Annotated in this window: 12 protein-coding genes and 2 pseudogenes; 7 read left to right on the top strand and 7 right to left on the bottom strand. The window is 72.7% G+C overall.

What is annotated here, in order from left to right:
• Positions 1 to 33: 33 nt before the first annotated feature.
• The 3 genes from ACFV0T_RS06205 to ACFV0T_RS06195 all read right to left on the bottom strand — a co-directional run bounded on the left by ACFV0T_RS06205 (position 34) and on the right by ACFV0T_RS06195 (position 4,021).
• Positions 34 to 1,050 (bottom strand): SEC-C domain-containing protein, encoded by a 1,017-nt coding sequence (locus tag ACFV0T_RS06205; protein WP_385774983.1) that lies wholly within the window; start codon positions 1,048 to 1,050, stop codon positions 34 to 36.
• A 94-nt stretch (positions 1,051 to 1,144) separates the two neighbouring features.
• Positions 1,145 to 2,620: a beta-1,6-galactanase gene (locus ACFV0T_RS06200; RefSeq protein ID WP_385774982.1), complete on the bottom strand. Its 1,476-nt coding sequence runs from the start codon at positions 2,618 to 2,620 to the stop codon at positions 1,145 to 1,147.
• A gap of 159 nt (positions 2,621 to 2,779) precedes the next feature.
• Positions 2,780 to 4,021, bottom strand: coding sequence for a cytochrome P450 (locus tag ACFV0T_RS06195; RefSeq protein WP_385774980.1), 1,242 nt, complete (start codon positions 4,019 to 4,021; stop codon positions 2,780 to 2,782).
• 456 nt (positions 4,022 to 4,477) lie between these two features.
• Between ACFV0T_RS06195 and ACFV0T_RS06190 the strand changes: the two genes are divergently transcribed.
• A complete protein-coding gene (locus ACFV0T_RS06190; RefSeq protein ID WP_385774976.1) occupies positions 4,478 to 5,335 on the top strand; it encodes a class E sortase in 858 nt (285 codons plus the stop codon).
• A gap of 31 nt (positions 5,336 to 5,366) precedes the next feature.
• Here ACFV0T_RS06190 and ACFV0T_RS06185 read toward each other — a convergent pair.
• Positions 5,367 to 5,579, bottom strand: a pseudogene (locus ACFV0T_RS06185) (MFS transporter); the annotation flags it as partial.
• Between ACFV0T_RS06185 and ACFV0T_RS06180 the strand changes: the two are divergent.
• From ACFV0T_RS06180 to ACFV0T_RS06165, 4 genes and pseudogenes are all read left to right on the top strand, one after another.
• Positions 5,580 to 5,897, top strand: a pseudogene (locus ACFV0T_RS06180) (winged helix-turn-helix transcriptional regulator); the annotation flags it as partial. It lies immediately after the preceding pseudogene.
• A gap of 92 nt (positions 5,898 to 5,989) precedes the next feature.
• Positions 5,990 to 6,301: a DUF6412 domain-containing protein gene (locus ACFV0T_RS06175; protein ID WP_385774974.1), complete on the top strand. Its 312-nt coding sequence runs from the start codon at positions 5,990 to 5,992 to the stop codon at positions 6,299 to 6,301.
• Between the two features lie 95 nt (positions 6,302 to 6,396).
• On the top strand, positions 6,397 to 7,110 hold the full coding sequence (locus tag ACFV0T_RS06170; RefSeq protein ID WP_385774972.1) for a YidC/Oxa1 family membrane protein insertase: 714 nt from the start codon (positions 6,397 to 6,399) through the stop codon (positions 7,108 to 7,110).
• A 163-nt stretch (positions 7,111 to 7,273) separates the two neighbouring features.
• Positions 7,274 to 8,185: a fumarylacetoacetate hydrolase family protein gene (locus ACFV0T_RS06165; RefSeq protein ID WP_385774970.1), complete on the top strand. Its 912-nt coding sequence runs from the start codon at positions 7,274 to 7,276 to the stop codon at positions 8,183 to 8,185.
• Between the two features lie 63 nt (positions 8,186 to 8,248).
• Here ACFV0T_RS06165 and ACFV0T_RS06160 read toward each other — a convergent pair whose 3' ends face one another.
• The 3 genes from ACFV0T_RS06160 to ACFV0T_RS06150 form a co-directional block, all read right to left on the bottom strand.
• Positions 8,249 to 9,133 carry an LLM class F420-dependent oxidoreductase gene (locus ACFV0T_RS06160; protein ID WP_385774968.1) on the bottom strand — a complete coding sequence of 295 codons (885 nt, stop codon included), beginning with the start codon at positions 9,131 to 9,133 and terminating at the stop codon, positions 8,249 to 8,251.
• Positions 9,134 to 9,247: 114 nt separating this feature from the next.
• A complete protein-coding gene (locus ACFV0T_RS06155) occupies positions 9,248 to 9,748 on the bottom strand; it encodes a heme-degrading domain-containing protein (RefSeq protein WP_385774966.1) in 501 nt (166 codons plus the stop codon).
• Positions 9,748 to 10,824, bottom strand: coding sequence for a Gfo/Idh/MocA family oxidoreductase (locus ACFV0T_RS06150; RefSeq protein ID WP_385774964.1), 1,077 nt, complete (start codon positions 10,822 to 10,824; stop codon positions 9,748 to 9,750). The genes ACFV0T_RS06155 and ACFV0T_RS06150 overlap by 1 nt, the downstream gene beginning before the upstream one ends.
• A 56-nt stretch (positions 10,825 to 10,880) precedes the next feature.
• On the opposite strand from ACFV0T_RS06150, the gene ACFV0T_RS06145 reads away from it, so the two are divergent.
• Both ACFV0T_RS06145 and ACFV0T_RS06140 read left to right on the top strand, forming a co-directional pair.
• Positions 10,881 to 12,077, top strand: coding sequence for an ROK family protein (locus ACFV0T_RS06145; protein WP_385774962.1), 1,197 nt, complete (start codon positions 10,881 to 10,883; stop codon positions 12,075 to 12,077).
• Between the two features lie 303 nt (positions 12,078 to 12,380).
• Positions 12,381 to 13,346 (top strand): hypothetical protein, encoded by a 966-nt coding sequence (locus ACFV0T_RS06140; protein WP_385774960.1) that lies wholly within the window; start codon positions 12,381 to 12,383, stop codon positions 13,344 to 13,346.
• The last annotated feature ends 62 nt before the right edge of the window (positions 13,347 to 13,408 follow it).

Here is a 13,408-nt window from a genome sequence, read left to right as displayed (position 1 = left end):
TAAAGCAAGTGATCTACGGCTGGGTGGGGTGCCTCATGACTCCACCCCGTGACACCCCTCATACCCCCGCCCCGACCCGCACCAGCACAACGCCCCCCGCTCCGGCGGCCAAGCCTCCGCGCGGCCCCGGGCCGCCAGTGTCGTCGCGTACTGGGGGAGCAGGTCGGTGTCCGCCGGGGACGTTCCCTCCGAGGCCGCGAAGGCCTCGTAGGACGGGACCGTGCCCGTGACGATGCCCAGGTTGGGGGTGCCGGAGGCGGACAGTTCCCGCAAGGACGCCTCTATCGTCGCGAGGTGGGTCTCGTGGGACGGGTACTCCTGCGCCAACGCGGGATACGCGGCGACCAGTTCCGTCAGTTCGCCCGTCGGCCAGTGCAGCACCGCCACCGGGAACGGGCGGGACAGCGCCTCGCGGTAGGTGCCCAGTTCGGCTCGGAGGCGGGAGATCTCCGCGGCCAGTTCCGCGGGGTTGTCCGAGCCCAGGGACCAGACGCGCTTGGGGTCGTGGAGTTCGTCCAGGGAGACCGGGGACGAGTGCAGGGTGTCCGCCAGGGCGTCCCACTCGTCGTGCGGTACGCCCAGCATGCGGCGTACCCGGTGGCGGCCGAAGAGGAGGGGGTGGGTGGCGTACGGGGGTTCCGACGTGTCGGCGAGGAGAAGTCCCGCGCCCTCCGTGAACGTCTCCTGCGCAGCCTCCAGCTCGTCGTGGGACTCCAGGGACTCCGCGACGATCACCCAGGGGGCCGGGTCGCGCGGGGCCGCGGTGCGGATGCCGTCGATGATCGCTCGGGCCTCCGCCTCGTGGCCGTACTCCCAGAGGTTCGAGGCCTTCAGGGCCCGGACCAGGAGGGGGTTCTCCAGGGTCTCGTGGGAGTTCAGCAGGCGGTCGTAGAGGGTGGACGCGGCGGGGCGGTCGCCGGCCAGTTCCAGGTGGGCCGCGGCCTGCAACAGCAGGGCTTCCGCGTCCTCGGGATACAGGCCGGCGGTCCGCTCCAGGCGAGCCGCTTCGGCGGTGTGGTCGACGTTCTCGGCAGGCGTGTCGGGGCGCATGGTTGACACCGTACTGCCGGGCCGCGCAAAAAGTGAGATATCTGCAGGCCAGGGACCCAGAGAGCAGGAGACCCGGGGGCGAACGGAGTCGGGGCTAGGCCGTCACTCCGTCCACCTGGATCGTCTGTACCGATTTCGCCGTGAACGGCATGCTCACCGTCTTTCCGCTCAGATGTGTGTCCGAGTGGGGCGTGTAGAGGTCGCCGCCGCCGGTCGTCAGTGTGTTCCAGCGGGGGACCAGGCCGCCGGAGCCGCCCGTCACGGTCGTGAAACGGGACAGGTCGAAGGTCAGCGTCTGGGCGGACGCGTCGGTGTTCGCGGCGACGATCACGAGGCGTCTCGCCGCCGCGTCGTAGGCCGCCACCGCGTTGCTGACGCCCGTGTCGATGATCTTCATCCCGGGGCGGATGTGGCGACTGAACTGGGCCATCACGTAGTACTTCGTCGTCACGGCGCCCGCCGCCAGCGTGTTCGCGTCGTACGCGATCATCGCCCAGTTCGTGGACGGGTCCATGACCTGCCAGTAGACCCACGCGGTCGGGTGCAGCCAGCGGAAGTCGTAGAGCAGGTTGCTCGCCATGGTCAGGCCCGTGCCGTCGCCGTCGCCCGTCTCCGAGTTCCACAGGGCCTTGCCCGACGTCGTCACCACGTCCGTGTACAGCAGGTCCCTACGGCCGCCCGAGCCTTGGTAGCCGTGGACGTTGACCCGGTTCACGTACCCCTTCGTCGTCGAGCTGAAGGAGTTCCAGGTGGTGCGGGCCAGGTCGTAGCTCGTCTCGTCGGAGGCCGAGATCTTCGTGGCCGTCAGGCCCCGCTTGTCCAACTCGCTGCGCAGGTGGGGGAGTACGGCCGACTGGACCGTGGCGTCCAGGTGGCAGCCCTCCTGGGTGCCGGTCGCCGTCCACCAGCTGGAGCTTGGCTCGTTGAAGGGATCCACCGTCGCGAAGTTCACGCCCCAGTTCGCCTTCGCGTACGCCGCCACCGCGGCCAGGTGGGAGGCGTGCCGGCGGTAGTTCCAGGACTGGAGGTTGTTGCCGCCGCCCGCCGCGCCCGACGGGTTGTGGTTCAGGCACATCCACCACATCGGGGAGTTCGCGAACAGTTCGCTCACGGCGCCCCGACGGGTCGCCTTCACCAGCATCGCGCGCTGGGTGGCGTCCGCCGTCCAGTCCCAGGCCGAGGATGTCGGGTCCTCGTTGTTCCAGTCCTGCCAGTAGCCCTCGATCTGCTTGAAGGCGGGGATGTTGGCGGAGGCCGCCATGCTCTCGCCGTTGACGGAGTTCCAGCTGCACGCGCCCAGGTTGTAGCGGGCGATGTTGAGGCCCAGGCCGGGCAGCGTCGTGCCGTTGTACGTCACCGATCCGGTGGTGAAGAACGCGTCGGCGAAGTCGTCCCGGGCGCCGAAGACGTTGGCCCACCAGGCGAGTGAGGTACCCCAACCCTCCCAAGTTCCGTACCCCACCGTGGGGTTGACGGTGATCGTCGCGTCCGCGTGGGCGGTGCCCGTCGTCAGGGTGCCGCCCAGGACTCCGGCCCCCGCCGCAGCCAGCAGGGTTCTGCGTCGGATCATGGCTTCTCCGCTTCCCGCGACGCCGCTCGTCGTCGAACCGGCCTCGTCGCCTGTCCTGTCCATGGCAACAGGAAGCATCGGGTGCGGCGCGCGGGTTGTCGAGGGATCCGACAGCCCTTTCGCCAACCTGTGGAAGAAGTCGTGGCGGGTGTCGACCGGCTACCAGGCGACCGGCAGCGTCCTGGGACCGCGGATCAGTCCCTGGAACTGGAACTCCACCTCCGTCGCGGGTACGGCGAGCCGGATCCCGGGGAAGCGGGTCAGGACCGAGCTGATGATCACCTCGGCCTCCATCCGGGCCATGATGGCGGCCAGGCAGTGGTGCGGGCCGTGCCCGAAGGCGACGTGACCGGCGCCGGTGCGGTCGAAGTCGAGGGCGTCCGGGTCGGGGAAGACGGACGGGTCGCGGTTGGCGGAGACGTAGGCGTTGTAGACCACCTCGCCCGAGCGGATCAGATGACCGCCGACCTTCACGTCCTCGGTGGCGATGCGGGGGATGCCGACGCCGTTGCGGTGGGGGACGTAGCGGAAGAGCTCGTCCACGGCCTTCGGCAGCAGTTCGGGTTCGCGGCGCAGCCGGTCGAGCTGCTCGGGGTGGGTGAGCAGCGCGTACATCATGGAGCCGCTGTTGTTGCGTACGGCGTGGCCCCCGCTGACCTGGATGGCCATGGCGAGGGAGATCGCCTCGGCGTCCGAGATCTCACCGCTCGAGGCGGCCTGCGCCAGGACGCCGGCGAGATCGTCGCGGGGGTCCTCGCGGCGGCGCGCGAGGAGGTCGACGACGCGGGCCCGGGTCGACTCCCGGGCCGCCGCCGCGCGTCCCTCGGAGTCCGCACCCGCGGACAGCAGGTCCTCGCCGGTCCGGGCCCAGAGGTGCCAGTCGCTCTCGTCCACCCCGAGGAAGTCCCGGATCACCGCGATCGGGAAGGGACCGTGCAGGTGCTGCATGAGGTCCGCCGGGGCCCCGGCCCGCTCCATCCCGTCGAGCAGTTCCGCGGCCGTGCGCTCCGCCATCGGGCGCAGCCTCATCATGCTCCTGCCGGTGAACGCCCGGGCGACGACCCGGCGCAGCTGGGCGTGCCGGGGCGCGTCGATGTACTGGAGTCCAGCCGTCTGGGACGCCACCGGCGTCGGCCGCATGGTGGTCACGGACCGGCCGACGAGCGCCGAGCGCGAGAAACGCGGGTCGGAGGTGACGAAGCGGACGTCCTCGTAACGGGTGACCAGCCAGGCGTGTCCCTCGCCGTGCGGCAGCCTGATCCGGGTGACCGGTTCGTCGCGCAGGATCTCGTCCAGGAACGGATCGGGGTCGAGGGCGGGCAGATCGTCCACGGACCAGGACCGCACGGCAGGGGGTGGTTCGGCCGAGGCCGCGGCGGCGGGGTCGGGGTCGAAGGGCATGGCACACCACTCCCGTGCGTCCTGATGTTCCGGGAGCCGTCCGCGCTTTCGGTCCGGCTTCCCGTCCGGGCTTTCCGTCCGGTTTCCGTGCGCCCAGCCTGCATCGGCCCGTGGCCGTCCGCGCGCCCGGCGCCGCCATTCGCGTGGGCCCGGCGAGTCCGCCTTCGCCGTCCGTCGCGTGGGCCCGGCGAGTCCGCCTTCGCCGTCCGTCGCGTGGGCCCGGCGAGTCCGCCTTCGCCGTCCTTCGCGTGGGCCCGGCGAGTTCGCCTTTCGCCGTCCTTCGCGTGGGCTCGGCGGCTTCGTCCTTCGCCGCCCGTCGTATGGGCCTGGCGACTTCGTCCTTCGCCGCTTATCTTGCGGGCGGCCCCGGCGCGCGCTCCACCCACGGGCGCTTCGCCACGGGAGCTCCACTGTGGGCGCTCCACCACGGGCGCTCCGGTGTGCGAAGGAGGCGTTATGCGGATACGGCCCCCTGACCGGGCGCGGGCCCGGGCAGGGATACGAATACGAACGCGCCCCCGTGTCGTCGAGCACCGCACCCGTCGTCGACGTGCCCGGCGCCGGCGGGCACTGTGGGGAGTGGGCGAGGTCCTCGTGACGGCCGGGCTCCTGCTCCTGCTCCTCGTCGTCCACCAGCTGTGGTGGACCAACCGGGAGGCCCGTCAGGGCGCCGACCGGAAGGTGGAGGCGCTGGAACGCGAGTGGGCGACGGAGGACTCCCCGTACGGCGGCGACGGCGACAGCGGCGAGGAAAGCGCCACCGGCCGCGGAACGGCCCCCTCGCCCGCACCGCCGAGCGGAACCGGCCACCACCCCGCCACCCGCCGACAGCCCGCCCCCGCAACCGCGTCGGCCCCCGACTGGTCCCAGGCCTACGCCGTCCTCACCATCCCCCGCCTCCACCTGCGTGTACCCGTCGCCGAGGGCACCAGCAAGCGCGATGTCCTCAACAAGGGGTACGTCGGTCACTACCGGGGCACCCAGCAGCCCGGCCAGGCGGGCAACTTCGCCGTCGCCGGGCACCGCAACACCCACGGCGAGCCGTTCCGGTACGTGAACCGGCTCAGGAAGGGCGACGAGGTCCGGGTGGAGACCGGCAGCGCGGTGTACACGTACACCGTCGACCGGACGCTCCCGCAGACCTCGGCCCGTGACTCGGGGGTCATCCGGGCCGTGCCCCGGAGCCTGACCCGGCCCGCCTACGGTTACCGCAGCCCCGGCTACTACCTCACCCTCACGACGTGCACCCCGGAGTACACCTCCCGGTACCGGCTGGTGGTGTGGGGCACGCTCACCTCCATGCGGCCGCGCTGACCGTTCACTTCCACGCGGTCACGCCGACCGTTCACTTCCGCGCGGTCACGCCGACCGCGCCCAGCACCGCGAGCCCCGCCGGGACCGCGAGGGCGATGTCCGCGCCCTGGGCCAGGTTCTGCGAGGACGTGGCGATCGCGATGGTCAGGGCCACGCCCGCGCAGGAGCCGAGGTAGCGGAACGTCCGCTGCGCGCCGGAACCCATCGCGGGCCGCTCCGGCGGTACGGACTCGACCGACAGCAGCGCCGCCAGGAGTCGCCGCCGCGCGACGAGTACGTCGTCACCGAGCGCGGGACGGCCCTGTGGCCGACGCTGCGGTCGCTCGGCCGGTGGGGGCGTGACCACATCGACGGCTCCCGGTTGCGCGAGTTCCGGCACGCCGAGTGCGGCACGGAGCTCGGTGTGTACGGCGAATGCGCCGCCTGCGCAACCGTCGTACCGGTCCCGGACGTCCTCATGGTGCCGGGACCCGATCTCGGCCCCGACCCGACGGACCCGGTCAGCCGGGTCCTGCTGAAGCCCCGGCGGCTGCTGGAACCCGTCGTCGTCGATCGCGCATGACGGTCGAGGGCCGACGGCCGAGGGCCATCGGTCGACGGCGTCGGTCGACGGCAAGGGTCGAGGAAGGCTCGCGTACGAGAGGAGAGGCAGCGATGATCCGCAGCTGGGCCGCCATGCGCCCCGCCGCCGTGCTGCTGCTCCTGGTCCTGGAGGTCGCGCTGCTGGACGCCGGCAGCCTCTCGGCCACCGTCGCGCTCGCCGCGACCGCCGCGGCCGGGTCCGCCCTCGCCCTCTGCTGTCTCCTCGCCTCGCGCTGCGCGCCCGCCGTGCCGCCCACCCGGGTGCGTACGGCCATCCGCGACCGGGCCCGCCGCACGGCGTTCCTGCCCCAGCGCGATCCTGACGCCCGTGGCCGGCGCAGGCCCCGGGCACCCGGTCGCGCCCTCCCGGCGATCTCCGCGTAGGGCGACTCCTTCTGTCGTAGGTGACCCCGCGCGGGTCGTCATGCCGTCGCACCTTCACCACACCCGGCACGACGAGACCCCCGGAGGGCTCATCCATGTCCGTATTCGCGCGCCTTGTCGAGCAGTTGGCCGATCTGCTCGAACCCCTCTTCCACGCCTCGGCGGCCGCCGCCGCGATCGTCCTGTTCACCGCCCTCGTACGGCTCCTCGTGCATCCCCTGTCCCGGGCCGCGGCTCGTGGCCGACGGGCCGGCGCCGCGCTCCAGCCGCGCATCGCCGAACTGCGGAAGAAGCACGCGAAGAGCCCCGACAAGCTCCAGCAGGCGGTGCTGGAACTGCACGCCGAGGAGAAGGTGTCGCCGCTGTCGGGCTGCCTGCCGAGCCTGCTCCAGCTGCCCGCCTTCTTCCTGCTCTACCACCTGTTCTCCAACCGGACGATCGGCGGCGCCCCCAACGACCTGCTCACCCACCAGTTGTTCGCCGCGCCGCTCGGGGACCGCTGGACCGACGCCCTGGCCGACGGCGGGGTGTTCGGGGCGCCGGGACTCGTCTATCTCGGGCTGTTCGCGCTCGTCACGGCCGTCGCCACCTTCAACTACCGGCGTACGAAGCGGACGGCGGCGGCCGGTCCGCTCGGGGCGGTGGGCGACGGCGAGCAGGTGCCCGGACTCGGCGCGGTCGGCAAGGTCATGCCGTTCATGTCCTTCTTCACGCTCGTCACCGTGGCCGTGATGCCGCTGGCGGCCGCGTTGTACGTGGTGACCAGCACGACGTGGAGCACCCTGGAACGGGCGGCGCTGTACCGCTGAGACGCCCGCGCCCCGGCGGGACCGGCAGGGGTAGGCCGGGGCGCGACCGGGTCCAGTCCGTGAACACGGTATTGCGGACTGGACGCGGAACTTGGAGGATCGACCAGTCCTCCGATGGCTGCACACATCGGCCGGGCGCCCGCGATCGAGGGAGATGGTGACCATGAAGTTGCTGCGAGTCGGTACGCCGGGAGCGGAGCGGCCCGCGCTGCTCGACGACCGTGGGGTCCTGCGGGATCTGTCGGGCATCGTGACCGATGTCGACGGGGCGCTGCTCGCCGACGAGGCGACGCTCGGGCGTATCCGGGCCGCCGCCGCAGCGGGTGAGGCCGATGACGTCGCCGGTGTCGACGCGGCCGGTGACGCCGATGGCGCCGCTGCGCTGCCCGTGCTGGACGCGACCGGGCTGCGGGTCGGGCCGCCGCTCGCGCGGATCGGCAAGGTCGTGTGCATCGGGCTGAACTACCACGACCACGCCCGCGAGACAGGGGCAGAGCCGCCCGCCGAACCCGTCGTCTTCTTCAAGGCGGCCGACACCGTGATCGGGCCGAACGACACGGTGCTCGTGCCGCGCGGCTCCACCAAGACCGACTGGGAGGTGGAGCTGGCCGTCGTCATCGGCCGGACCGCCCGCTATCTGGAGTCGGCGCAGGACGGGCTCGCGCATGTCGCGGGCTACGCGGTGGCGCACGACGTGTCCGAGCGCGAGTTCCAGATCGAGCGGGGCGGGACCTGGGACAAGGGGAAGAACTGCGAGACGTTCAACCCGCTGGGGCCGTGGCTGGTGACCGCCGACGAGGTGCCGGACCCCCAGACCCTCACGCTGCGGCTGTGGGTCAACGGCGAGCTGAAGCAGAACGGCACGACCGCCGAGCAGATCTTCCCCGTGGGCGAAGTGGTGCGGTACGTCAGTCAGTTCATGACCCTGTACCCGGGTGACGTCATCAACACCGGGACTCCGGCCGGGGTCGCCCTGGGGCAGCCCGAGCCGAAGCCGTACCTGCGGGCCGGTGACGTGGTGGAGCTGGAGATCGACGGACTCGGCCGGCAGCGCCAGGAACTGAAGGACGCCTAGCCCGACCGGTCGGCCCGCCCCGACCGGTCAGGCCGGGCCGACCGACCACGTCGGTCCGTTCGGTCAGACCAGTACGGCCGCGAGCCTCCGCCACGCCTCGCGCGGCAGGTCGTCTCCCGAGCCCCCGTCCACCACCTGGATCGCCACGTGGTCCGCGCCCGCCTGGTGGAAGGCGTCGACCCGGTCCCGGATCCGGTCCTCGTCGCCCCACGCGTACAGCGTGTCGACCAGGCGGTCGCTGCCGCCGCCGGCCAGATCGTCCTCGGTGAAGCCGAGGCGCAGGAAGTTGCCGGTGTAGTTGGGGAGCGAGAGATACCGCTCGAGGTGCGCGCGGGCCAGGGCGCGGGCGCGGGACGGGTCGGTCTCCGGGACGACCGCGAACTCCGGGGCCAGCAAGGGCCCTTCACCCAGGAGCTCACGGGCCTGGGAGGTGTGCTCGGGAGTGACGAGGTAGGGGATCGCGCCCGCCGCCCGTTCGCGGGACAGCTCCAGGGTCTTCGGCCCGAGGGCCGCCAGCACCCGGCGCCCGGCGGGCACTCCGACCGCGTCGAGTGCGTTCAGATAGGTGACCAGCGCCGAGTACGGGCGGCGGTACTGCTCGGCGAGCTTCGCGTGGCTCACGCCCAGGCCGAGCAGGAAGCGGCCGGGGTGGGCCGACTCCACCTCCGCGAATCCGGCCGCGCTCGCGTCGGCCTCGTACTGCCAGATGCTCTGGATGCTCGTGCCGACGACGAAACGGGACGTCGCCTCGAGGAGCGGGACGGCGTGCCGGGCGGCGCTGTTGCTGCCCAGCCAGGCGGCCCCGTAGCCGAGTTGTTCCAGTTCCGCGGCCGCCTCGGCGATGTCGCCGCGCCGGGCCGGATCCTCCGAGCGGAGCCCCGCGCTCCAGACGCCGTACCGGCCGATCGTTTCCTTGATGGTGCGCGCGCTGCTCGTCGCCTCGGTCATCGGGTCCGTTCCCTCCGGGTGGGTGTCGTGCCGTGATCGTCGTGCACGTCGGTTCCAACCGGAGGGAGCCGCGCGGTAATCCCGCGGACGGACCATGCGCTCAGGAACCGCGAACTACTCGCTCAGGAACTGCTCCAGCGCCTCCACCACGAACCGGTGGTCCTCCAGCTGCGGCAGCCCGGACACCGTCACCGAGCCGACCACGCCGACCCCCTCGATGTTGATCGGGAAGGAACCGCCGTGTGCCGCGTACGCGTCGGGGTCGAGGCGGGAGGAGTCCTCGAACGTGGTGCCCTTCGCCCGGAACCGGGCGCCGACGAGATAGGACGCCGCGCCGTAGCGTTCGACGACCCGGCGCTTGCGGGCGATCCACGCGTCGTTGTCGGGGGTGGAGCCCGGCAGCGCCGCGTGGAAGAGCTGCTGTCCCGCGCGGTGGATGTCGACGGCGACCGGGGCCTGACGCTCCCGGGCCAGTTCCACCAGCAGCGAGCCGAGGGCCCAGGCGTCGTCGTGGGTGAACCGGCGGAAGACCAGCCGCCGTTCCTGGGCCTCCAGGTCCGCCACGCTCGGGGTGATCTCGGCGGCGAACCTCGGGGTGATCTCGCGTCCGCTCATCACAGGTTCACCGTCACACCGTCGCGGGCCGAACGGCGGGCCGCCTCCAGGACGTCCAGGGCGGCGGCCGCCTCCAGCGCGGTCACCGGGTTCGGGCCGCCGTCGGTGAGCGCCTTCGCCACCGCCGCGTAGTAGGCGGGGTAGTCGCCGGGCAGGGTCGGTACGGGGCTGCCGCCGCCGGTCAGCGGGGACTCCCCGGAACCGACACGGCCCCACAGCGCCTCGGGCTCCGTGCCCCAGCCGGCGCCGGGCCGCTTCCCGTCCCGCAGCTCCGCCTCCTGCGGGTCCAGGCCGTACTTGACGTAGCCCGCCCGCGAGCCCAGTGCCCGAAAGCGCGGGCCGAGCTGGGCGGTCGTGGCGGAGACGTAGAGGTGGGAGCGGACGCCGCCGGCGTGCGTGAGGGCGATGAAGGTGTCGTCGTCCGTCTCGGCGCCCGGCCGGCGGATGTCCGACTCGGCGTACACCTGTGTGACGGGACCGAACAGGACCAGCGCCTGGTCGACGACATGGCTGCCGAGGTCGTAGAGGAGACCTCCGATCTCTGCGGGGTCGCCGGACTCGCGCCAGCCGCCCTTGGGCTGCGGACGCCAGCGCTCGAAGCGCGATTCGAAGCGCCATACGTCGCCCAGCTCGCCCTCGTCGACCAGCTTGCGCAGGGTCAGGAAGTCGTTGTCCCAGCGGCGGTTCTGGAAGACGGAGAGGAGCAGACCGCGCTCCTCGGCGAGGGCCGCCAGCTCGCGCGCCTCGGCCGCCGTGCCGGCGATCGGCTTGTCGACCACGACCGGCAGACCGGCCTTCAGCGCGGTCGTGGCGAGCGGCACGTGCGTCTTGTTCGGGGAGGCGATGACGACCAGTTTGAGGTCGTTGGCGCGGTCGAACAGCTCGTCCGGCGTGGCGGCGACGCGGACGTCCGGGAACTCCGCGCGGGCCTGCTCCTGCCGCTCGGGGTTCGAGGTGACCACGGTGTCGAGGACCAGGCCCTCGGTGGCGGCGATCAGGGGGGCGTGGAAGACGGAGCCGGCCAGGCCGTAGCCGATCAGGCCCACACGGAGGGGAGTACCAGTCGTACCAGTCATGCCCCCCACTTTCGCAACGCTGTTGCCAAAGTGCAAGCGCGGGGGAGAATGGCGGGGTGAACAGGACGAAGAGCGGCAGTGGCGGGGGCGGCGGCGGTCGCGGTGTCGGTGTCTCTGTCGGCGGCAGCGTCGGTGTCGGTGTCGGCGGTACGGGCGCGGTGGCCGGGGCCAACCTGCTCGCCGTGCGCAGCCACAACACCGCGCTGATCCTCGACCTGTTGCGCACGGCGGGCACCGCGGGCGCGGACGGCATCAGCCGGCTCGAACTCGCCGAGCGGACCGGGCTGACCCCGCAGGCCGTCAGCAAGATCACCGCTCGGCTGCGGGCGGAGGGTTTGCTGACCGAGGCGGGGCGGCGCGCGTCGACCGGCGGCAAGCCGCGCACGGTCCTGCGGCTGGTGCCCGAGGCGGGGTACGCGGTCGGCGTGCACCTGGACCGGGACGAGCTGCGGGCCGTGCTGGTCGACCTCGCCGGGAGTGTGGTGGGGGAGCGGGGCGGGCCGCTGGACCTGGGCGCGGGGGCCGATGCCGTGGTGGCGGCGGTGGCGCGGGAGGCGGAGCTGCTGGCGGCGCGCCGGGGTGCCGGGTCCCTGCTCGGGGTCGGCGTGGCCCTGCCGGGGCCCCTCGACCACGCCCACGGCGTGCTGCACCGCGTCACCGGCTTCCCCGAGTGGGACGGGTTCCGGCTGCGGGAAGCGCTCGCCGGGCGGCTCGGGGGCGTACCGGTGGTGGTCGACAAGGACACCAACGCGGCGGCGCTCGGACTGGCCGTCGGCGGCGAGGACGGCTCCTTCGCCTATCTGCATCTGGGCACGGGACTCGGCGCCGGGCTGGTGGTCGGCGGCGACGTGCACCGGGGCGCGCGGACCGGGGCGGGGGAGTTCGGGCACCAGGTCATCCAGCTCGACGGGCCGCCCTGCACCTGCGGCGACCGCGGCTGTATCGAGGCGCTGTGTCTCGGCGCTGTGGCGCGCGGTGATGTCGAGGAGGCGGCACGGGTGCTGGGCGCGGGCGCGGCGAACCTGGTGGGGCTGCTCGACATCGACCAGGTGCTGCTCGGCGGGCGTACCGTCGCCGCGGCGCCGGAGCGGTTCGTGCGCGGGGTGGCGGAGGTGCTCGACGCGCGGGCCCGGCGCGAGGGCGCGGCCGAGGGTGCGGTGCCGGTACGGCTGGCGCCGGGCGGGGCGCGGGCGGTCGCGGAGGGCGCGGCGCAGTTGCTGCTGGGACCGCTGTTCGGACGGGGCGACATCTGAGGGGGGCTCCGGAGGGCGGCTCCTGAGGGGCGCCCCTGGGGGACGTCTCCTGGGGACGCCTCCTGAGGCTGGACGGTTTCCGAGCTCGAAGTGGACGCCACCGAGACCGACGTTTTCCGAGGCGGCAACCGGGGTGCGCCGATCGGACGGAATTGCACACTCGTTCGAGTTCTGTCGCCCTCCGCCCCGGCATGGCGCCGCCACCCGGCGGTCTTCTCCCGGCAGGGTCACTTGACCATGCGACCGTGCACGCCCGCCTCCCTCTGCCTGGCGGCAGCCGCCGCCCTCCTCCCCGGACCCGCGGTGACCGCCTCAGCGGCCTCCGTCGACACCGGCACGGCCTGCGCCGCCGCCGGCGACAGCGCGTTCCCCCTCACCACCCGCATCCACGGCGGCCCCGCCTCCTACGAGGCCGGCGGTGAATACGGCATCTGGTACCTGGACCTCACCAACACCACCGACCGCTCCTGCTCGGGCATCCACCCGGTCGTCGTGCTGGTCGACGGGCAGCACGCCCTGAAGCCGACACAGCCGCGCATGGAGTTCTACGACGGGGTGCGCCCCCTTCCCGTCGCCTTCGAGACGACCGACGAGGCCGAACTGGTCGGCGCCTTCGGTGCGGAGGGCAACGGAGCCGACACCTTCCCCGGCTTCACGGTGGGCCCCCGTGCGACCGTCACCGTGAAGATCCGGCTCGCCCTCACCTCGGACGCCGTGCCCAACCAGGTCACCGTCAACGCCGCCGTGGTCCAACGCCACGAGGACGACGGCGACTGGGTCGGCGAGTCGAACGCCTACAGCTTCCGCATCGAGCCCGAGGCCGACGACGACTCCGATTCCGATTCCGATTCGGACTCCGATTCCGATTCCGACTCGGACACGAACACCGACGAGGACACGAATACGGACGAGGGCACGAATACGGACGAGGGCACGGACTCGGACCCGGGCGCCCACACCGCCCCCACCACCGGTCCCACGGCCGCCCCCACCGCCGGCCGCACTCCCGCCCCCGACTCCCCTTCCGCGCCCTCCACCGCCCTCAACCCCGACGCCTCCCCGCACGCCGCCCTCACGTCCACCCCCACAGGCACCGCTCTCACCGTCCCAGGCACCGCCCCCACCGGCTCCCCCACCGCCGAGGACGATCTCCCCTTCGCCGACCAGCTCGCCGGTACCGGGCTCGGCGTCCAGGGCGCCGTGCTCGCCGCGACCCTCGTCCTGCTGGCGGCCGGTGGCGTGCTGGTGCTGGCGCGCAGGCGGCGCTGAACGCGGGGGGTGAGACGGCCGTTCCCCGAAGATCGGGCCTGTGTCTAGGCTGGGGCTCACGT

The sequence above is a fragment of the Streptomyces sp. NPDC059582 genome (assembly GCF_042735715.1).
Classification (GTDB): Bacteria; Actinomycetota; Actinomycetes; order Streptomycetales; family Streptomycetaceae; genus Streptomyces.
The sequence above is the reverse complement of the archived record's forward strand: the minus strand, read 5'-3'. Positions and strand labels throughout refer to the sequence as shown.

Coding starts and splice junctions, on each gene's coding strand:
- ACFV0T_RS06205 (WP_385774983.1), bottom strand. CDS start 1,050: ATGCGCCCCGACACGCCTGCCGAGAACGTCGACCACACCGCCGAAGCG.
- ACFV0T_RS06200 (WP_385774982.1), bottom strand. CDS start 2,620: ATGATCCGACGCAGAACCCTGCTGGCTGCGGCGGGGGCCGGAGTCCTG.
- ACFV0T_RS06195 (WP_385774980.1), bottom strand. CDS start 4,021: ATGCCCTTCGACCCCGACCCCGCCGCCGCGGCCTCGGCCGAACCACCC.
- ACFV0T_RS06190 (WP_385774976.1), top strand. CDS start 4,478: ATGCGGATACGGCCCCCTGACCGGGCGCGGGCCCGGGCAGGGATACGA.
- ACFV0T_RS06175 (WP_385774974.1), top strand. CDS start 5,990: ATGATCCGCAGCTGGGCCGCCATGCGCCCCGCCGCCGTGCTGCTGCTC.
- ACFV0T_RS06170 (WP_385774972.1), top strand. CDS start 6,397: ATGTCCGTATTCGCGCGCCTTGTCGAGCAGTTGGCCGATCTGCTCGAA.
- ACFV0T_RS06165 (WP_385774970.1), top strand. CDS start 7,274: ATGAAGTTGCTGCGAGTCGGTACGCCGGGAGCGGAGCGGCCCGCGCTG.
- ACFV0T_RS06160 (WP_385774968.1), bottom strand. CDS start 9,133: ATGACCGAGGCGACGAGCAGCGCGCGCACCATCAAGGAAACGATCGGC.
- ACFV0T_RS06155 (WP_385774966.1), bottom strand. CDS start 9,748: ATGAGCGGACGCGAGATCACCCCGAGGTTCGCCGCCGAGATCACCCCG.
- ACFV0T_RS06150 (WP_385774964.1), bottom strand. CDS start 10,824: ATGACTGGTACGACTGGTACTCCCCTCCGTGTGGGCCTGATCGGCTAC.